18 protein-coding genes are annotated in these 19,687 nt (G+C 69.8%); 6 read left to right on the forward strand and 12 right to left on the reverse strand.

Annotation, left to right across the window (positions count from 1 at the left end; genetic code table 11):
- Window positions 1–20: 20 nt before the first annotated feature.
- From Aco03nite_RS13140 to Aco03nite_RS13165, 6 genes are all read right to left on the reverse strand, one after another.
- On the reverse strand, window positions 21–857 hold the full coding sequence (locus Aco03nite_RS13140; RefSeq protein ID WP_203795334.1) for an ABC transporter permease: 837 nt from the start codon (window positions 855–857) through the stop codon (window positions 21–23).
- On the reverse strand, window positions 854–1,873 hold the full coding sequence (locus Aco03nite_RS13145; protein WP_203795335.1) for an ABC transporter ATP-binding protein: 1,020 nt from the start codon (window positions 1,871–1,873) through the stop codon (window positions 854–856). Before Aco03nite_RS13145 ends, Aco03nite_RS13140 begins: the two co-directional genes overlap by 4 nt.
- Complete coding sequence (locus tag Aco03nite_RS13150) at window positions 1,870–2,967, reverse strand: glycosyltransferase family 2 protein (protein ID WP_203795336.1); 1,098 nt, start codon at window positions 2,965–2,967, stop codon at window positions 1,870–1,872. The genes Aco03nite_RS13145 and Aco03nite_RS13150 overlap by 4 nt, the downstream gene beginning before the upstream one ends.
- 17 nt (window positions 2,968–2,984) lie before the next feature.
- The gene (locus Aco03nite_RS13155; protein ID WP_203795337.1) at window positions 2,985–4,370 is read right to left on the reverse strand and encodes an O-antigen ligase family protein; all 1,386 of its coding nucleotides are present in this window, start codon (window positions 4,368–4,370) and stop codon (window positions 2,985–2,987) included.
- Complete coding sequence (locus tag Aco03nite_RS13160; RefSeq protein ID WP_203795338.1) at window positions 4,367–5,443, reverse strand: glycosyltransferase; 1,077 nt, start codon at window positions 5,441–5,443, stop codon at window positions 4,367–4,369. Before Aco03nite_RS13160 ends, Aco03nite_RS13155 begins: the two co-directional genes overlap by 4 nt.
- Window positions 5,444–5,606: 163 nt before the next feature.
- Entirely contained in the window at window positions 5,607–6,548 is a 942-nt protein-coding gene (locus Aco03nite_RS13165) for a YveK family protein (RefSeq protein WP_203795339.1), read from the reverse strand.
- A gap of 391 nt (window positions 6,549–6,939) precedes the next feature.
- Here Aco03nite_RS13165 and Aco03nite_RS13170 point away from each other — a divergent pair, with 391 nt between their 5' ends.
- The 4 genes from Aco03nite_RS13170 (at window position 6,940) to Aco03nite_RS13185 (ending at window position 10,567) form a co-directional block, all read left to right on the forward strand.
- Complete coding sequence (locus Aco03nite_RS13170) at window positions 6,940–8,196, forward strand: glycosyltransferase family 4 protein (RefSeq protein ID WP_203795340.1); 1,257 nt, start codon at window positions 6,940–6,942, stop codon at window positions 8,194–8,196.
- The gene (locus Aco03nite_RS13175; protein WP_203795341.1) at window positions 8,193–9,032 is read left to right on the forward strand and encodes a glycosyltransferase family 2 protein; all 840 of its coding nucleotides are present in this window, start codon (window positions 8,193–8,195) and stop codon (window positions 9,030–9,032) included. The genes Aco03nite_RS13170 and Aco03nite_RS13175 overlap by 4 nt, the downstream gene beginning before the upstream one ends.
- On the forward strand, window positions 9,029–9,688 hold the full coding sequence (locus Aco03nite_RS13180) for a polysaccharide deacetylase family protein (RefSeq protein ID WP_203795342.1): 660 nt from the start codon (window positions 9,029–9,031) through the stop codon (window positions 9,686–9,688). Before Aco03nite_RS13175 ends, Aco03nite_RS13180 begins: the two co-directional genes overlap by 4 nt.
- 63 nt (window positions 9,689–9,751) lie before the next feature.
- Complete coding sequence (locus tag Aco03nite_RS13185) at window positions 9,752–10,567, forward strand: polysaccharide deacetylase family protein (protein WP_239145113.1); 816 nt, start codon at window positions 9,752–9,754, stop codon at window positions 10,565–10,567.
- Window positions 10,568–10,597: 30 nt separating this feature from the next.
- Here the strand turns inward: Aco03nite_RS13185 and Aco03nite_RS13190 are convergent, their stop codons facing one another.
- Window positions 10,598–11,854 (reverse strand): caspase family protein, encoded by a 1,257-nt coding sequence (locus Aco03nite_RS13190; RefSeq protein ID WP_203795343.1) that lies wholly within the window; start codon window positions 11,852–11,854, stop codon window positions 10,598–10,600.
- Entirely contained in the window at window positions 11,854–12,195 is a 342-nt protein-coding gene (locus tag Aco03nite_RS13195; protein WP_203795344.1) for an effector-associated constant component EACC1, read from the reverse strand. Before Aco03nite_RS13195 ends, Aco03nite_RS13190 begins: the two co-directional genes overlap by 1 nt.
- A 255-nt stretch (window positions 12,196–12,450) precedes the next feature.
- Here Aco03nite_RS13195 and Aco03nite_RS13200 point away from each other — a divergent pair, with 255 nt between their 5' ends.
- Window positions 12,451–14,196 (forward strand): FAD-binding dehydrogenase, encoded by a 1,746-nt coding sequence (locus Aco03nite_RS13200; RefSeq protein WP_203795447.1) that lies wholly within the window; start codon window positions 12,451–12,453, stop codon window positions 14,194–14,196.
- 287 nt (window positions 14,197–14,483) lie between these two features.
- Here the strand turns inward: Aco03nite_RS13200 and Aco03nite_RS13205 are convergent, their stop codons facing one another.
- The 4 genes from Aco03nite_RS13205 to rfbA all read right to left on the reverse strand — a co-directional run bounded on the left by Aco03nite_RS13205 (window position 14,484) and on the right by rfbA (window position 18,580).
- Complete coding sequence (locus Aco03nite_RS13205) at window positions 14,484–15,401, reverse strand: glycosyltransferase family 2 protein (RefSeq protein ID WP_203795345.1); 918 nt, start codon at window positions 15,399–15,401, stop codon at window positions 14,484–14,486.
- A 21-nt stretch (window positions 15,402–15,422) separates the two neighbouring features.
- Window positions 15,423–16,901: a sugar transferase gene (locus Aco03nite_RS13210; protein WP_239145114.1), complete on the reverse strand. Its 1,479-nt coding sequence runs from the start codon at window positions 16,899–16,901 to the stop codon at window positions 15,423–15,425.
- Between the two features lie 228 nt (window positions 16,902–17,129).
- Complete coding sequence (locus tag Aco03nite_RS13215) at window positions 17,130–17,723, reverse strand: dTDP-4-dehydrorhamnose 3,5-epimerase family protein (protein WP_203795347.1); 594 nt, start codon at window positions 17,721–17,723, stop codon at window positions 17,130–17,132.
- Entirely contained in the window at window positions 17,720–18,580 is an 861-nt protein-coding gene (gene rfbA, locus Aco03nite_RS13220) for a glucose-1-phosphate thymidylyltransferase RfbA (protein WP_203795348.1), read from the reverse strand. The genes Aco03nite_RS13215 and rfbA overlap by 4 nt, the downstream gene beginning before the upstream one ends.
- 45 nt (window positions 18,581–18,625) lie before the next feature.
- Here rfbA and rfbB point away from each other — a divergent pair, with 45 nt between their 5' ends.
- On the forward strand, window positions 18,626–19,603 hold the full coding sequence (rfbB, locus tag Aco03nite_RS13225) for a dTDP-glucose 4,6-dehydratase (RefSeq protein WP_203795349.1): 978 nt from the start codon (window positions 18,626–18,628) through the stop codon (window positions 19,601–19,603).
- Window positions 19,604–19,687 lie beyond the last annotated feature (84 nt).

Below are 19,687 nucleotides of genomic sequence, written 5' to 3' on the forward strand. Positions count from 1 at the left end.
GTCGATTCAGCCGCAATTCCTCAAATGCTGAGGATCCCCAGCCTGCGGGCCAGCCGCAACGATCGGTCGAAAATGAACAGACCGCCGCCGAGCATCACGGTGCACATGATCGTCAGCATGATGATCGAAAGGCCGACGCTCAGCTCACCGGCCGGCGGGACGGGCATCAGCAGCTGACGTTCGGCGCTGATCACATAGGTGTGCGGGATCAGATAACTGGCCCATCTGATCCACTCGGGCAGCGTGCTCACCGGGAACAGCGCGCCACCGAGCACACTGGCCGCCAGGTGGAACAGCATCACCACCGGGTCGCCGCGTTTGAACAGCACCAGGAAGCTGGCGGCCAGGGTGCCCAGCGCGTTGCAGGCCAGCACGCCGAGGAAGAGCACCAGCAGGCCGAGCGGGATGCCGGCCGGGTCGATCGGCATGCCCAGCAGCCAGCCCACGAAGATCATGAAGCAGGCCAGCAGCCCGCCGGTGAAGCTGCGCCACAGGTTCATCGCGATCGGGATCAGCACCCACGGCACCGGCTCGACCAGGTACGTCTCCAGGGTGCCACGTTCCATCGCGAAGTTGAGCCGGGCGGTCAGCTGGGTGAGCGCGTCCTGCAGCCCGGCGGTGACCGCGGTGCCGATCAGCATCACCGCGAAGACTTCTGGACCGGCGCCCAGGAACGAGCTCTGGTAGAAGTACAGCAGCACCGGGAAGACCACGGCGATGTAACGCATGATGCTGGTCGCCGGGAACATCCGCTCCTCGACCAGGTCGAGCCGGACGTAGGCGCCGATCGTCTCGACCACCTTCCGCGACCGGCTGCGGTGCCGGACCGCCCCGGGGTAGGCGTGTGTGGTCGTCACGCGGCACCCCCGGCGGCCGGGTTCAGGCGGTAGACGTGGGCGATGAGGTCGCGCAGGGGCATGGGTGTCTCCCGGATGTGCTGGATCGACGCGGCCGCGCTGCCGAGTCCGCCGAGAACGGCGCCGATGGTCTGATCGCCGGGCAGCTGGCAGCGGAGTTCGAGCCCGTCCACCAGCACGTCCAGGCCCTGGGCCCGCAGCCCGTCGGCGACCGTCCGGGTGTCCGCCTCGGTGGCCAGCACCAGCTCCAGCTGGGGCCGGTCCCACTGCCGGCGCAGGCTGTCCAGGTCGCCGGAGTACTTGATCCGCCCGCCGTCCATCAGCAGCGCCTTGGACTGCAGCGCCTCGATCTCCTCCAGCCGGTGCGAGGAGATCAGCACCGCCAGGCGCTCCTGCTTGACCAGATCCATGATCAGGTTGAGCAGGCCGTGCGCGGCGATCGGGTCGACGGCGCCGGTCGGCTCGTCCAGGATCAGCGCGCGCGGGCCGGGCAGCAGCGCCCGGGCCAGCCGGACCCGGGCCTTCATCCCGGCCGAGAGGCTGGCGATCACCACATCGGTCTGCGCGGCCAGGTTGACCGTCTCCAGCACGTACGGGATCCGCGCCGCCAGCTCCTTCGGCGACATGCCCTGCAGCCGGCCGTGCAGCTGCAGGTTCTCCCGGATGGTGGCCCGCATCAGCAGGCTGCGATCCTCGGACGGCATCCAGCCGACCACCTGGCGGATCTGCTCGGACTCCCGGGTCACGTCCAGGCCCAGCACCCGCCCGGAGCCGGAGGTGGCCTCGGTCAGCCCGATGATGATCCGGAACAGGGTGGTCTTGCCGGCGCCGTTCGGGCCGACCACCGCGCAGATCTCCCCGGCCCGGACGGTCAGGTCGATCCCGTCCAGCGCCTTGATCGGCTGGGTGAGGTGCGAACGGGCGAAGATCCGCATCCAGCGTGGGGTCGGTTCGTACAGTTTGGTCAGCCCGGACAGGACGATGACGTCGTCCTCGTCGGGTTGGTGGCCGGTCATGGCAGCCTCACCGCGCTTTCTACTCCGGAACGCCGCCAGCGCCGCCACTCGACGTGATCGCGTACCCGCTTGTGGAAGGCGCTGACGCCGCGCGGGACGAGCGGGCCCCGGCCCTGCTCGATCCGGTGCGCCAGTCGCCCGTACCGTCGCCGCAGCCGGCTGTCCGCCGCCGGCGGGTAGATCTCCTCGGCCAGCGCGACCAGCCGCCCGGCCAGGGCCTTGTCGTCGTCGGACGGCCCGGCCACGTACAGCGAGACGGCGATCGTGAGGGCCTCCCGGGCGACCGCCAGCGAGGCCGCGGAGCGCAGCCCGGCGACGTCCGGCACCCCGCCCGCGTCCTCGGTGAAGAAGATCTCGAAGGCCTGGTGCCGGCCCCGCAGGTCGGTGTCCGCGCCGGCGAACTGCGAGGTGTGCATGTTGTTCCCGTGCACCCGGTAGTACGCCTGGTCCACCCCGTTGACCCGGCCGATCCCGCCGAGCGCCGCGGCCCGCAGCCACATCAGGAAGTCACCGGCGTGCGGCGCCCGCTCGTCGTAGCCGCCGAGCTTGCGCATGGTGTCGTTGCGCAGCATCACCTCGGGCGTGGCCACCGGGTTCCCGCCGGCCCGGCAGACCCGGCCGATCCACTCGGCGCCCGGCCACACCGTCCAGCCGGTCACCGCGGTCCGGGCCGGCGGCGGGACGTCGGAGAAGGTGCGGGCGAAACCGTGCACCATCACCACGTCCGGGTACGCCTCCAGCAGCGCCGTGGCCCGCGCGAACGAACCCGGTGTGACCAGGTCGTCGGCGGACAGCAGGACCACGTGGTCGCCGTCGGCGGCGGCCAGCCCCTCGTTGTAGGTGGCGATGTGCCCGGCGTTGACCCGGTGCTCGATCACCGTCACCCGCGGATCGGCATCGGCCAGCTCCCGGGCCACGGCGGCGCTGCCGTCCGGTGAGGCGTCGTCGACGATCAGCACGTCGACGTCGACACCCTCCTGGTCCAGCACCCCCCGTACGCAGTCCGGCAGGAAATGCCCGTAGTTGTAACAGGGAACCACCACGGAGACCCGTGGCCGCCCGGTCAGTGGCCGCGGGCGGGTTCTCGTCACCATCGAAATCGACCTTTCTCCTACTCCAGGAGTCTTCGCACCGTGGAGGTCCGGACGGTTCGTGCCGGGTGGGTCAGACGCCAGACCGCACCGCACACCCCGGAGAGCAGGGCGAGGGTGAAGGAGAACGTCGTGAAGCTCAGCGAGTCGAAGGTCAGCGCCACCAGGATCGCGAGGATCTGGGTGGAGATCAGCGCCGCACACAGGTGGCGGTCCTCGTCGGAGGCCGACCGGCGGAACCCGGTCCACGCCAGCCACAGGCAGGTCAGGTGCAGGGCCGCCATCGCGACCACCCCGACCAGCCCGCCGGTCACCAGGGTGAGCAGCCACTGGTTGTCGAGGATCATGTAGAGGTCCGGGATCAGCGTGCCGGGGCCGCGCCCGAGCCAGGGCCGCTGGGCGAACCAGGCGGCGACGTGGTCGTAGTCCTCGGTGCGGCCGTCGATGCTCGGGTCGGCGTCGGCCCAGAGGAACATCGACTTGAGCGTGCCGAGCAGGCCGGGCCGGCCGACCACCAGCAGCCCGGTCAGCCCGCAGGCCAGGATCAGGAAGTTGTAGCGGAACCGCCAGTTCCAGGCGAGCACGAACATGATCGCCATCGCGATGCCCAGCGCCAGGATCCCGGTCCGGGAGATCGCCATCGGGACGGCGCCGGCGATGACGAAGGTCAGCAGTCCGTAGAAGCGCCGGGCCAGCTTGGTCGCGGCGTACCTGGCGAAGTGGATGGCGTACGGCATGACCAGTGCCAGGACGGTGCTGAACTCGATCGAGTGCACGGTCGTCGAGGCCACCCGGAAGCGCCCGCCCTCACCGCGCGCCTGGAAGTCGGTGAGCGCGCCCTTCAGCTCCAGGCCGGGGATCACCAGCCACTGCGTCACGTCGTAGGCGAACACCGACTGCAGGATGCCGAGGACCGCCATGAACGCGGCCGAGCAGACCAGGATCCGCAGCACCGCGCGCAGCCGGGCCCAGTTCGGCAGGCCGTCCGCGGCGATCAGCACCAGGCCGAGGAACTCGAAGGTCAGCAGCACCGTGAAGTCCTGCCGGTTGGCCTCCAGCGTCGGCAGGCCGCGGACCAGGCCGGCCACGTACGACAGCATGATCGAGACCAGGTAGAACAGCGTCACCCAGCGCAGCGGCTGCCGCCCGACCAGCAGCAGCGACGGGCTGAGCCGGGCGACGAACCACCACGCGAACAGGCAGAGCGACAGCAGCAGCGCCGGACGGCCGGCGAACGTCATCTGCGGCACGATCAGCGGCGCCGGGATGCAGTACAGCAGGACGACCACGACGCTGCAGAGGGCCGCGACGTCCAGCCGCAGTCCGGTCCGGCGCGACGAGTAGAGATTCGGCGCGATCAGCGACGGTTCCAGGTCGACCGGGTGGACCGCGGACGTCGGGCTCATGCCGGCCGGGTGGTCAGGCCGCGGTGGAACGCGGACAGGTCGCCGGCCAGCCCGGCCTCGTCGTACCGGCCGAGAACGGTCGCCGAGGCCTTGAGCGCGACCGCCGTCACCTCGCCCGGATCGGCGTCCCAGCGCCGCACCGCGTCCTCGACGGCCCGGCCGTAGGCGAGCAGGTCGCACTCCGGCACCGGCGTGCAGTACGCCGGGTCGAAGAACTCGGCGGCGCCCAGCGCGGTGTAGCCGACCACGTAGCAGCCGCTCGCCATCGCCTCGGCCGGCGGCAGGCCGAAGCCCTCCCGGAACCCGAAGGCGAGGAAGATCGCGCACTCCCGCATCTGCTCGGCCACCTGCGCCTCGGAACCGCTGATCGGCGTCAGCTCCCAGCCGTCCGGCAGGCCCCGGGACCGGAGCATGTGCAGGAGCATCTCGCGTTCCTCGGCGCGGCGGCCGCGGGCCAGGTAGCCGATCCGGCGCCGCCGTGGGCCGGTGCCCGGGTGGAACACCGCGCGGTCCACCACCGGCCGGGCCAGGTGCACCGGCAGCGAGGGGAACGTCCAGCTCAGCAGCCGTTCGCCGTCCTCCGAGACGGTCAGCAGACCTTCCAGACCCTCGATGGCGGCGTACGGGGAACCAGCGGCGCTGTCGTCGTAGGGCGTGGCGTCGAACGTGCAGTACGGCCCCTGGTTGAACACGATCTTGCGGACTCCGGCGGGCAGGGTGTGCAGCCACGGCCCGTGCCACTCGGTCACCACCAGCAGATCCCGCGGGCGCAGCCGCACCTCGGCGGCCGCCGCGACACGTGTCCCGTTGGCGAACCAGGTGCACCGGAATCCGGCCCGTGAGTGGACCACGGTGGCCTCGATGCCGAGCCCGGCGAGCACGTCGACGTGCCGGTAGATGTTGCGGACACCGCCGCTGGGCTGGTCCAGATCGGGGGCGAGATAGAAGACCCGCGACGGGCCGCCGGTGTCGTCGCCGGTGTTGAATCGCGGCGGTCGCCGGCCGGCGAGGTCACGGCGGGCCCGGACGGTACGGACCATCCGCGACGCCATCGCCCTGGGTGCTGGACTCACCCGTCTGCCCCTTTCACGGTTCGGCGTGGTCGGTGGACGCGGATCAATGCGTAATCGCCGGAAGAGCGCAACGAACCTAACGCGCATCGACGGGTCCACACAGGAGCCTGTCGGTTAAGCGACGTGGTCCGGTAATACCGGGCGGGACGGCCGAACGGTTGAATTACCGCTTTCCATGGCGCTGTGAGTACGGCTGATTGGGGAGCACCACGGTGGCGTCCACCGCGTCCTCGCTCGGGGCCCCCGGGGAGCCGCCGGACCGGGACCGGCCCCGCGGGCGGACCGGGGCCCGGGTCTTGGCGGAGGCGCCGTTGCGGTCGGCCGGATAGGTGGTGCCGGTGCGCGGCTGCGGCCGGAGCACCTGGGTCTTCTCGGCGTTGTCGGAGACACCCTTCTCCGCACCGCCGGGGACGGGCCGGACCGGTTCGGACTTCGCGGTCACCGGCTCGCCCGGGGCCGGCCCGGACTCCTGCGCCTCGGCCTTGCGGCGGGCCCGGCGGCGCAGCCAGTAGTCCAGCACGATGGTCGCCGCGGTGGTCACCAGCACGCCCAGGCCGGCCGCCACGATGAGCACCCGCTTGCGCATCCCGGTGTCCCGCTCCGGGGTGCTGCCGTCGCTGATCACCAGCGTGGAGATGGTGTCCTCTTCGAGCGCGCCGTACTTCGACTGCTTGGCCGCGATGTCCTTCTGCAGCAGCTCGATGACCCGCTGCACGGTGGCGGTGGCCTGCTGCTCGCTGTCGCCGACGACCTCGATCTCGAAGAGCGGGGTCCGCTCGCTGAGCACGACGGTGACGCTGTCGGAGAGGCCCTCCTGCTCGGCCAGCTCCTCGATCGTCGTCGGGTTGGTGACCGTGAGGGCGGCCGCGTTGCCGAGCGCCGCGTAGCCCAGATCGAGCCACGGGTTCGGTGGTTTCGGCTTGGCCTTGGGGTCCGGAATCTTGCCCGCGGACGGCGCCGGGATCAGCTGCATGTAGCCGAGCGCCTTGTAGTCGGGGGCCACCGACTTGGCGGCGAGCACCACCACACCAATCGTGACCAGCAGCATCGGAACGGCGAAGTACCACCGGCGGAACAGGAGTCTGGTGAGGTCCCAGAGGTCCACGATTTGCCTCTCGATCGAACGGGTCGCACCACGACCCTGCACGACTCGGTGGCGAGTCGTCCATCCACCTTCGATCTTAGGCATCCGGCCGTCCGGACCGAATCGATCGGCTGTCGTTAAACCGACAGGTTCTTCGGTCCGGGTCAATGCCTTGATGAACAAGGCCCAAATTCCACCATAAGCCGACAAGTACCGTCCACAAGGTACCGACAATCGTCATTATGCGGGTGGAAGTGCGATTCGGGCTTTACCGCGAAAGTCGTGGCATCTCGATGCTCATCATTGAAAGGATGACCCTCGGCTGGTCCTTACGGACGGTTGTCCCGCCGTCCGTCCATCCAGCACTGTCAGTCGGGTCCGCTGTGGCCGACCTAAGGAGACGGACGCCACCATGGCCGGGAAGCCGCACGTCACGATCCTGATCGCCAACCTGCCGGCCGAGCGGGACCGCCGCGTCATCCGGGAGTGCCTGACCCTGGAGGAGCACGGCTTCGACGTCACGGTCATCGCGCCCCGGGGCGACAAGAGCCTGCGCACCCTGCCGGGCAGCCGCAACACCCGGCTCAAGCCGTACCCGGTCAAGATCTACGGCAGCGGGGTGCTCACCTACGCCGTCGAGTTCGGCTGGTCTTTCCTGTGCATCGCGATCCAGCTGATCGGCGAGGTGCTCGCCGGGCGGGCGCACGCCGTCCAGGTCTGCAACCCGCCGGACGTCTACTGGCCGCTCGCCCTGCTGCTGCGGGCCATCGGGCGGCCGTGGGTCTTCGACCACCACGACCTGTGCCCGGAGGTCTACGCCTCCCGGGTCGGCGCCGGCGGGACACCGAACCGGTGGGCGATGCGGATGCTCGTCGCCATGGAGTGGCTCACCCTGCGTACCGCCACCGAGGTCGTCGCCACCAACGAGTCGTTCAAGGCCAACGCGGTGCGGCGCGGGGTCGACCCGGAGCGGGTGACGGTGGTCCGCAACGGCCCGGCCGGGCGGGAGATCTCCGCCGATCCGGACACCACCGCGGACGGCCCCCTGAGCGTCGTCTACCTGGGGGTCTTCGGGCCGCAGGACAACGTCGAAGGGGTCGTGCTGGCCGCCGAGGAACTCGCCCGGCGGCGCGGCCGGACCGGCTGGAAGGTGGTGCTGGCCGGGGACGGCGAGAGCATGCCGTCGGTCCGGGCACTCGCCGCCGAACGCAGGGTCGAGGACGTCGTCGAGTTCACCGGCTGGCTCGACGGGGCCGCCGTCGACCAGCTGCTCCGGGACGCCACCGTCGCGATCCAGCCCGACCTGCCGACCCGGATGAACGACCTGTCGACCATGGCGAAGACCGTCGAGTACGTGGGCCGCGGCCTGCCCGTGGTCGCCGCCGACCTGACCGAGACCCGGGCCACCCTCGGTGACGCCGGGGCCTACGTGCCGTCCGGCACCCCCGAGGAGTTCGCCGAGGCCATCGACGCGCTGCTCGACGACCCGGACCGGCGGATGCGGATGAGCAAGCTCGGGCGGGAGCGGTTCCTCTCGCTGCTGTCCTGGGAGCACCAGGCCGGGCCGTACGCCGCGGTCTTCCAGCGCCTCCTCGCCAAGCGGCTCCCGGTGCGGATCCCCCGCCAGCGTTCGGGCGGTTCGGTGCCCGCGCCGGAGAAGCAGCTATGACCAGCATCGTCATCGCCGCGCACAACGAGGCGGCGGTCATCGGGCGCTGCCTGGACGCGCTGCTGGCCGACGCGGAACCGGGCGAGTTCGACATCACCGTCGTGGCCAACGGCTGCACCGACGACACGGCCGCTGTCGCGGCGCAACGCCCTGGCGTACGCGTAATCGATCTGGAAGAACCCGACAAGTCGCGGGCCCTGAACGCGGGGGACGACGCCGCGGTGGGATTCCCTCGCGTCTACCTCGACGCCGACGTGGTGCTGACCGGCGCGGCCGTCCGATCGCTGGCTGCCGCTCTGGAGAGCGCACCGGCCGCGACCGTCGGCCGGGAACTCGACGTCAGCGGCCGTCCGCTGCTGGTCAAGGCGTACTACGCGATCCACGGGCGGCTGCCGGTGCTGCGCGACGGACTGTTCGGGCGCGGGGTCGTCGCGGTCTCCGAGAAGGGCCGCGCCCGGTTCGGCCGGTTCCCCGACCTGGTCGCCGACGACCTCTACCTGGACTCGCAGTTCAGCCGGGCGGAGAAGGCGCACGTCGGCGGGTACACCTCGACGATCGCCACCCCGCGGCGCACCGCCGACCTGATCCGCCGCCTGGTCCGGGTCCGGGGCGGCAACACCGCGATGCGCGCGGCCGCCGCCCGGGGCGAGATCACCGCCGGGGTCCGGGCCGCCGACCGCTCCTCCTGGCTGCGCGACGTGGTCCTGCCCCGCCCGTGGCTGGCCCCGGCAGCCGCCTGCTACGTGGTGATCACCGCGACCGCGGCCTGGTCAGCGAGACGAGCCGGCGACGGCGGCGCCGCCTGGGGCCGCGACGAATCCTCGAGGACGTCATGACCATCCGCAACGTCTGCTTCCACGGCATCGGCACCCCGGAGCGCGACCTCGAACCCGGCGAGGACCGTTACTGGATCAGCCCGGAGCTGTTCGAGGCGGTCCTCGACGAGATCCGGCACTGGCCGGGGTTGCGTGTCAGCTTCGACGACAGCAACATCTCCGACGTCGCGTACGGGCTGCCCGCCCTGCTCTCCCGCGGGCTGACCGCCGACTTCTTCGTGCTCGCCGGCCGCCTGGACAGCCCGGGCAGCCTCGACGAGGACGCCGTCCGGCTGCTGCACCGCAGCGGCATGACCGTCGGCACCCACGGCATGCGGCACGTCCCGTGGCGCGGGCTCTCCCCGTCGGCCGCCGACGAGGAGCTGGTGGCCGCCCGGGAGATCCTGACCAAGACGGTCGGCACGGAGGTCAGCACCGCCGCCTGCCCGCTCGGCCGGTACGACCGCACCCTGCTCACCCGGATGCGGCGCCTCGGCTACACCCGGGTCTTCACCAGCGACCGCCGGCCCGCCCGCGCCGCGTCCTGGCTCCAGCCCCGGTTCACGGTGCGTAACGATGACACGCCGGAGTCGCTGCGGGCCGAAGCCATCGACGGGCCGTCGCTGCTGGGCGGGCTCAAGCTGGAGACGATCGGCCTGATCAAGCGCCTGCGGTGAACTCTTTTCCCAGGTGAAGACCCGGTCGCCCGGCCCTTGACAGCGGGTAGCAAGATCGTTCATGTGTGGAATGCGAGGATTGCTCGGGCACTGACCGCCGCCGGCGCCGTCATGGTGCTGGCCGCATGCACCGACGGAGGGTCACCGGCCACCTCGGCGTCCTGGGGCCCGCCGGCCTCGTCCGCTCCGGCCGCCGCACCGACCCCGGACCAGACCCGGGCCGCGCTGCGCGCCAAGTACGGCATCCCGAACTTCGCCGAAGCCCCGCCGCCCCAGCCCATCACCCTGGCCGGCGGCGACGCGGTGGAATACCTGCACCGGATCCCGACCGATCAGAAGGTGGCGTTCCTGACGATCGACGACGGCTACCTGAAACTGCCGGAAGCGCAGGAGATCATGGCCGCCGCCGGGGTTCCGGTGACCCTCTTCCTGACCACCGACGCGATCAAGGACGACCCGGACTACTTCAAGCCGCTCGTCGATTCCGGCGCGGTCATCGAATCCCACACGATCAGCCACCCGAACATGCGCGGCAAGTCGCTGGAATTCCAGAAGAAGCAGATCTGCGGCTCGGCCGACAAGCTGGAGAAGTGGTACACCCGCCGCCCCACCCTGTTCCGCCCGCCCTACGGCAACAAGGACGAGAACACGCTCCGGGCCGCGAAGGAGTGCGGCATGACGGCCGCCTTCATGTGGACGGAGACCGTGCACAAGGGGAAGGTCCGCTACCAGGGCCCGAAGGGCGTCAAGCCCGGAGACATCATCCTGATGCACTTCCGCGAGGCGTTCCGCGCCGACTTCGTGAACGCCCTCAAGGCCATCCACCGGGCCGGATTGACGCCTGCCCTGCTTGAGGACTACATGCCTCCTTCCGCTTAGCGGTGGGTCCGGTTCTGGGCGGGGCCCGGCTCACTCCGGGCGGTCAGCTTGATCCCTCCGTGAGCCGGGCCCCGCCCAGAACCTACTGCCGGCCTGCGGTGGGTGCGCTTCTGAGGTTTCACCCGGATTCCACTCCGGCCAGTTCGGTGTTATGTCTCTGCCGCCGGGAGTGGTCAGTTGGATCTCGATCTTGCGGGGCTTCGGGTCGGCTGACGTTGTGGGGCGCGGTGACCTCGATGCCGGGACGTGGTGGCGGCGTGTGGGGCGCCTGGGATCTGTGGCGTCCTCTGCCTGATGGCCGGTGTGGGTCGTGGGCGGCTCGCTACGACGGGGTCGGCTGCTCGGTGGTGTGGTCAGGGTGGGTGCGGCAGCCAGTGAGGAGGTCCGCGGCGGGTCCGGGTTCTCGGCCGGGCTGCCGTTGGGGGCTGGACCGTCGATCAGGAACGGGGCTGCCGCTACTCCGGCGGCCACCGATGTCGTCAGGATCGCGGTCAGGGCGAGCCTGCGGATGGTCTTCGACGGCCTCGGTTCCCGGCGGGGCGGGATCGCCGGTTGGGCCCGTGTGGTGGGGCCGGGCGACGAGCCGGGGCGGTTGGGGTACAGGGCGTAGCCGGTGACGCTGTTACGTACCGCTTGCTGGGGTTGCGGCAGGTCCCGGGTGGCCAGGCGCTCGGACAGGTGCTGGAAGACCTGGTCGAAGGTCAGGAACGGACCGGTGCCGGGCAGGCCGTGGCGCAGCAGGTCGATCAGTTCGCCGGAGAACGCTGTGTGGCGGGCGCCGGGTGGGGACATCGACGTCTCGGTTTCGGCTGACGACGTCAGCACGTAGGAGCCGGTGCCCGCGCCTGCCAGTGGGCCTCGCAGTGCGCTGCCGCTGTAGCAGCAGTCCAGCACGACGATGTCCAGCCTGGCCCGGGAATGCTGGTGCACGGCGTCGCGCAGGTAGGCGTACGACAGCGCGGTGTGGGTCTGGTGGTCGCGGGTTTGACCGGTGCCCAGGTGCAGACAGCCGTGGTCGTCGAGCAGGCCGTGGCCGGCGTAGTAGACCAGGAGTGTGTCGGTGGCCTGCTCGGCGGCGTGCCGGACGGCGTCGATGACGGCTGCCGGGGTCGCGGGTTCGGCGAGCACGGTGCAGCGGTCGCCCGGCAGCGCCCAGCCCCGCGGGTCGGTCAGCAGGTCGCTCAGGTCGCTGACGTTGTGCAGGACGGCCGGCAGCGGGTCCATGTCGTCGTACCGGCCGCAGCCGATCAGCACGGCCGCCGAGGCGCCGGGGTCGGGCAGGCGCATCAGGGTTCGCCGTTCTCCAGCTGCCGGAGGGCCTGCTCGATGGTGGTGCGGTCGGTGCCGGTGACGGTCACCTCGATGTAGGCGCGGCGGATCGTCACGGTGATCTGGTGGCGGCGGCTCTGGCGCCAGGCGACCACGGCGGACAGGACGGTTCCGAGGGCTGCCGTCACGTTCACGGCCACCGTGATCAATTCCGCGGCGGAGCCCATCGTCCCCCGCGTGGCGGCCGGGGCTTTCAGGGCGACGGTCGCGGACTGCCGGATCCTCGGGGTCGCGAGCAGCCAGTCGCGCAGCGACACCAGGTCACGGCCGTCGCCCTCGACGGCGATCTCGAGCAACACGGTTCTCTCCGAATCTGTCAGCGGGGGCTTCAGCTAACCGGGCCGTGACCTCGGGATACGGCAGCCGGGGCGCGTCCCGGGCACGTTCACCCGCCCGGATTAGGCCGACTGGGGACGGTGGACAACAGGCCGCCGGGACGTTGGTGATCAGCGACTATCGCCTGAACGCATCGGACTGTTTCGATTTCCCTCGGTACTGAGGATCGTTCGCGTTTGCCGGGAGGAATCGTGGAACAGATCAGTCGCCGTCGGGCGATGGGAGTGGCCGGTGGGGTCGTCGCGGGAGCCGCGGTCGCCCAGGCCGCCGGGGTTCCGGCCTTCGGGGCCGCCGCCGCGGCGGACGCGGATGTGATCGTCGTCGGACACGGGCTGGCGGGGCTGGTCGCCACGTCGGAGCTGGTCGCGGCCGGGCGCAAGGTGCTGCTGCTCGATCAGGAGCCGGAGGCGTCGCTGGGCGGGCAGGCGTTCTGGTCGTTCGGCGGGCTGTTCTTCGTCGACTCCGACGAGCAGCGGCTGATGGGCGTCCGGGACAGCTACGACCTGGCCTGGCAGGACTGGCAGGGGACGGCCGGGTTCGACCGCGGGATCAGCGACCCGGCGGGGCAGGACTACTGGGCGTACAAGTGGGCCCAGGCGTACGTCCAATTCGCCTCTGGTGAAAAGCGGTCATGGCTGGCCGGGCTGGGCATGCAGTGGTTCCCGATGGTGGGCTGGGCCGAGCGCGGTGGTGGGCTGGCCGACGGGCACGGCAACTCGGTGCCGCGTTTCCACGTCACCTGGGGCACCGGGCCGGCCGTGATGGAGCCGTTCGAGAAGAAGGTCCGGGCCGGGGTCGCGTCGGGCAAGGTGGTGTTCAAGTTCCGGCACCGGGTCGACGAGATCGTGGTGACCAACGGGGCGGTCACCGGTGTCCGGGGCGCGATCCTGGAGGCCAGCACGGTAGCCAGGGGCAAGCCCAGTTCACGTACCGTGATCGGAAGTTTTGATCTCAAAGCTCCGGTGGTGATCGTGGCGTCCGGTGGCATCGGGGCGAACCATGATCTGATCCGGCAGAACTGGCCGGCCCGGCTCGGCAAGGCCCCCACCACGATGATCACCGGCGTGCCGGCGCACGTGGACGGGCGGATGCTCGGGATCACCCAGAGCGCGGGCGGGCGGATCGTCAACCCGGACCGGATGTGGCACTACACCGAAGGGCTGCGCAACTGGGATCCGATCTGGCCGGGGCACGGCATCCGGATCCTGCCCGGACCGTCGTCGATGTGGTTCGACGCGACGGGCAGACGGTTCTCGGCGCCGGACTGGCCGGGTTACGACACGTTGCACACCCTCGGTTCGATCACGGCTTCCGGGTACGACTACTCCTGGTTCGTGACGACGCAGAAGATCGTCGACAAGGAGTTCGCGCTCTCCGGTTCGGAACAGAACCCGGATCTGACCGGCAAGAACCTGTGGCTGCTGCTGAGCCGGGTCTGGCAGACACCGGAGCCGATCCGCAAGTTCCAGCAGTACGGCGCGGACTTCGTCAAGGCGCTCGGCCTGCCCGAGCTGGTGACCGGGATGAACCGGGTGGCCGGCAACAACCTGATCAAACTGGACGCGCTGACCCGGCAGATCGAGGCGCGCGACCGGGAGATGGACAACGCGTACAGCAAGGACGCCCAGGTGATGGGGATCCGCAACGCGCTGTCGTATCCGGGTGACGTGCTCGGGCGGACCGCGTCGGCGCACAGATTCCTCAGCTCGGACGCGGAGGCGCTGGTCGCGGTGAAGCTGAACGTGCTGACCCGCAAGACGCTCGGCGGACTGCAGACCAACCTGCAGGGCCAGGTGCTGAACGCGGCCGGTTCCCCGGTTCCGGGGTTGTACGCGGCGGGCGAGGCGGCCGGGTTCGGTGGTGGTGGGGTGCACGGGTACCGCTCGCTGGAGGGCACGTTCCTGGGCGGCTGCCTGTTCTCCGGGCGAGCGGCCGGGCGGGCGGCAGCGGCGGCAACCGCCTGACCGCGCAGGGATCCGGCCCGCTCCACAGCGGTGCGGGCCGGGTCCACCGCCTCTGTCCCGGCGACCACCGGCTCTTTCCCGGCGACCACCGGCTCTTTCCCGGCGACCACCGCCCGCACCGCGCGGTGCGAACCGCGGCCGCCGCCCGCACCGCGCGGTGCGAACCGTGGCCACCGCACATTTCCCGGCGGTCGCGGGTCGGTGGTGACCCGCCGCCGGCGTCGCGGGGTAGCCACGAGGTGATCAGAAAGGGACAGCGGCCGTCGGTTCGTACAAGAAGATGGTTGTCAGCGACCGTGCACCGTGTGCGGGCCGGGGACCTCGCGGAGGAACTCGGGGTTGAGCAGGAAGCGGACCGCCCGGCGGCTGGGCTTTCGGCCGAGAACCGCCCGGCTGGCCTCGCGGAGCAGCAGCGCCGCCCAGAAAGCGCTGGTGGCGACGCGGTTGTGACGCCGGCCGTAGAGGCGGACCTTGTTGATCGTGAGGAGCGCCCAGAGGCCGGGTGAGACCTTGGAGTCGCCTTCGAGGTGGACGGCGCGGGCCGCCGGGGTGAATCTGGTGGCCAGGCCGGCGTCGCGGGCGCGGAGGGCGAAATCGGTCTCCTCGGAGTAGAGGAAGTAGGACTCGTCCCACGGCGCGACGGCGTTCCAGCAGTCGGCGCTGATCAGCTGGGTCGATCCCTCGGCCCAGGCGGTGACCGTTTCCGATCGGTACTTGCGAGCGTCGGTGACCATCTCGCCGAGAGTCCCGATCCGGCCGGCGCGCCCGGCGCCGAGGAAAGCGTCGGCAAGAACACGACGGACGGCGGGCTCCCGGCGCATGGTTTCGATCAGCTTTCCGTCGCCGTCTTTCAGCAGCGGTACGGCGATCCCGGTCCCGTCCGTGCGGAGCGCCGCCAGCAGCGGGTGGATGCAGCCGGGTGTCAGGCGCACGTCCGGGTTGAGGACCAGCACCGCGGTGAACGGGCCGGCCTTGCTCACCGCGGCGTTGATCCCGGCCGCATAACCGGCGTTGCGCCCCATCTCGATCACGGTGGCGTCGGGTTTCCACCGCAGGACCTCGGTGACCGAGTCGTCGTGCGAATCGTTGTCGGCGACTGTCAGGTGCCAGTCCACTCCTTCCAGCCCCGGCCCCAGTGATGCGATCAGGTCGGCGAGGAGGCGCTGGCTGTTGTAGGTGACGACGACGACGGCGATCGTCTCCATGGTGAAACTCCTTGTTCGTTTTCAGTACGCGCCGGAGCTGCGCACCACTGCGCTCACCGTGCGGAAGAGAATGGCGAGATCCATGGCGAGCGACCAGTTCTCGACGTAGCTGAGATCGAGACGGATCGACTCTTCCCAGGACAGATCGGACCGGCCGGAGACCTGCCAGAGGCCGGTGAGACCGGGCTTGACGACCAGCCGGCGGCGCATGTCGGCCGGGTAGTCGGCGACCTCCTTGGCCAGCGGCGGGCGCGGCCCGACCAGCGACATGTCGCCCTTGACCACGTTGACCAGCTGCGGCAGCTCGTCCAGGGAGAACCGGCGCAGCCAGCGCCCGACCGGGGTGACCCGCGGGTCCTCACGCATCTTGAACAGCGCGCCGTCGGTGTCGTTGAGGTTGCCGAGTTCGAAGAGGCGGGCCTCGGCGTCGACCTGCATGGTGCGGAACTTGTAGAGCATGAACGGTCTGCCGTCCCGGCCCACCCGCTCCTGTTTGAAGATCGCCGGACCACGCCCGCGGGGACCGAATCTGACCAGTGCGGCGACCACCGCCAGCGCCGGGGACGCGAGCAGCAGCAGGCTGACCGCGCCGACCCGGTCGAAGGCCTCCTTGACCGCGCGGGCGCTGCCCTTGAGCCGGGGGTGTTCGACGTGCAGCATCGGCAGGCCGTCGACCGGGCGGATGGTGGTGCGGTCGCCGGCCACGTCGACCAGGGTGCTGGCCACGATCAGGTCGACCTCGTCGCGTTCCAGTTTCCAGGCGAGCCGGCGCAGCGCCGGGCCGTCGATCTCCGGGCAGGACAGCACGATCACGGTGTCCGCGTCGGAGCGGGCGACGGCGGTGGCGACCTCGTCGAAGGTGCCGTAGACCGGCGGCATGCCGGGCGGGCTGACCGTGCGGGGCGGGCCGGGCGGCAGGCACGCGCCGATCACGCCGAGTCCGTGATAGCGCTCTCTGCGCAGACGGCGGGTCATGTCGACGACGGCCCGCTCGTGCCCGACCAGCACCACCCGGTGCAGGCGGCGGCCCTTGGCCCAGGCCCGGTGCAGGCGCTGCCGGAAGACGAAACGGGCGCCCAGGTCGACCAGGATCGCCAGCGGCATCATGATCAGCACATATCCGCGGGCCAGGCGCAGGTCGAATGCGAACGAGACAATGGCCAGTGCGGCGGTCAGCGCCAATCCGGCGCGGAATACCCGGGCGTACTCCTCGGTGCCCACGAACAGATGGCGTGGTTCGTACGCCCGATTGAACGCCAGACAGACGATCCAGGCGATCGGCAACAGCGCGGTGAGCAGAAGGTAGTCGCGTTCGTGCGGAGTGACACCGGGTGCGCCGAACCTCAGCAGCAGAGCCCAGGAGGCCGCGCTGAGGCCGACGACGAAATCGATGAGGTAGAGGGACAGGACGTACCGGAACTGCCACCCGCTGCGTGCCGCGCCGGCACGGGAACGAGCTTTGAGCTGGGAGGCCGTCGCCGCCAGGTCGACGGTCTCCACGGATTCAATTGTTCGCACGCCTTTGCCCCCATCAGCGGCTGCAACCGATTCATGATCTTTCCCTGGGCGAAACCCACGGGACACATGAGACAGACTCTCAATGCCGACGGGGCCGCGCTACAGCTTTCCGTTCGACAGGCTCACCGTTTCGGATGATGCCGGGAACCGATGGGTATTTAGGTGTCCAAGTCGGACAGACTGCCGTCGCGTCAATCGACTGTCGTCAATCTAACTGAGTGATTTGACAAAGTCGTTGCAAACGTCGTACCGCGGCAACAGACCATTGACACCGGCCACCGTCAGAGACGGCGCGGCGGCATCCTTGGCGGACAGTACGGGCTCCGCCACCGGCCAGGCAATGCCCAGCTCAGGATCAAGAGGATGGATCCCGTGCTCGTGTCCCGGGCGGTACGTCGACGAGCACAGGTAGGCCACCGTAGCCCCCTCGGTCAGCGCACAGAACCCGTGCCCCAGCCCCTCGGCGAGATAGACCGCGCGCCGCTCCCGGTCGTCCAGGCGCACCGCCTCCCACGAACCGAACCCCGGCGACCCCACCCGCAGATCCACCACCACATCCACCACGGCACCCGACACACACGTCACATACTTCGCCTGACCAGGCGGTACATCGGCGAAGTGGATGCCCCGGACCACGCCCCGCGCCGACGTCGACAGGTTGGCCTGCGCCAGATCGAGCCGATGCCCGACCACCTCGGCCAGATGATCGAACCGGTACCACTCCAGGAAACTGCCCCGGTCGTCACCGTGCTGCACCGGGATCACCTCGAACGCGCCCTCGATGGTCAACGGCCGGATCTTCACCGCAGGCCCCCGTCCAGCAGCCGCACCAGGTACTGACCATAACCACTCTTGAGCAGTGGTTCGGCCAGCTCACGCAGCTGATCGTCGGAGATGAAACCGCGCCGCCAGGCCGCCTCCTCGACACAGCCGATCTTCAGGCCCTGCCGCTCCTCGATCACCCGGACGTACTCCGAGGCCTGCACCATCGACTGGAACGTGCCGGTGTCCAGCCACACCGTGCCCCGGTCCAGCACCGTCACGTCCAGCCGGCCCTGCCGCAGGTAGGCCTCGTTCACCGCGGTGATCTCCAGCTCGCCGCGGGCGCTCGGGACCAGACCGGCGGCGATCTCCACCACGTCGGCCTGGTAGAAGTACAGTCCGGGAACGACGTACGTCGACTTGGGTTTCTCCGGCTTCTCCTCGATCGACAACACGTGGCCGTCGTCGTCGAACTCGACCACGCCGTACCGTTCCGGATCAGCGACCGGATAGGCGAAGACCCGCCCGCCGGCGGGCTCGTCGTTCAGCGCGCCGGCGACCCCGTGGAAGATGTTGTCGCCCAGGATCAGCGCCACCGGCTCGGTCCCGATGAACTCCGCGCCGATCCGGAACGCCTGCGCGATCCCGTCCGGGCGGGCCTGAACCGCATAGGTCAACTCCAGCCCGAAACGTGTCCCATCACCGAGCAGGCGCCGAAAATGCGGTTGATCCTCGTTAGTGGTGATCACCAGGATTTCCCTGATACCGGTCGATACCAGAGTGGAGAGTGGGTAGTAGATCATCGGCTTGTCGAAGATCGGCATCAACTGTTTGGACATCGCCATGGTGATCGGCCAGAGTCGTGATCCGGTACCACCGGCGAGCAAGATTCCACGCACCGGGTGACCCTAGACGGGGTACTTGAACGTCTACACTCGCCAGTCGTGCAGATTTTCGTGACCGGTGGGGCCGGTTTCATCGGATCGGCCTACGTCAGGGCCCTCTTGCAGGACGAATATGCCGGCGCGGCCGGAGCGAAGGTGACCGTTCTGGATCTGTTGTCCTATTCAGGGAATCGCGCCAACCTACCGGTGTCGGATTCCCGACTGCGTTTCGTGCAGGGCGACATTTCCGATTCTGATCTCCTGCGATCGTTGCTTCCCGGCCACGACGTGATCGTGCATTTCGCCGCCGAATCACACGTGGACCGGTCCATTTCGGGCGCGGTGCCGTTTGTCGCCACCAACGTGCTCGGCACCCAGATCCTCCTCGACGCCGCCCGGTCCGCGGGGATCGGGCGCTTCGTCCACGTGTCCACCGACGAGGTGTACGGCTCCATCGACACCGGCTCGTGGACCGAGAGCTGGCCGCTCGCACCGAACTCGCCGTACGCCGCGTCCAAAGCCGGATCGGACCTGCTGGCGCTGGCCGCGCACCGCACCCACGGCATGGACGTAGTAGTCACCAGGTGCTCCAACAACTACGGCCCGCACCAGTTCCCGGAGAAGGTGATCCCCCTCTTCGTGACGAACCTGCTGGACGGCCGGAAGGTCCCGCTGTACGGCGACGGCGGCAACGTCCGCGACTGGCTGCACGTGTCCGACCATTGCCGCGGCATCCAGCTGGCCCTGGAGAAGGGCCGCCCCGGCGAGGTCTACAACATCGGCGGAGGCACCGAGCTGAGCAACCGGGACCTGACCGGCCTGCTCCTGGAAGCATGCGGAGCCGACTGGGACATGGTGCACCCGGTAGCCGATCGCAAGGGCCACGACCGCCGCTATTCCCTGGACATAACCAAGATCCAGGACGAGTTGGGGTACGCCCCCCGAGTAGCCCTGCCCGAAGGCCTGACCACAACAGTCACGTGGTACCGCGAGAACCGCCAGTGGTGGGAGCCACTGAAGTCCCGGGCAGGCCTCTGATGCCCACCCACCCCTCGGCGTCGCCTTCCTTCACCTCCCACTCCGCTGCCGCCCCGCCGTCGACGCCCGGTGCTGCCTCTCGGC

The sequence above is a fragment of the Actinoplanes couchii genome (genome assembly GCF_016862075.1).
Lineage (GTDB): Bacteria > Actinomycetota > Actinomycetes > Mycobacteriales > Micromonosporaceae > Actinoplanes > Actinoplanes couchii.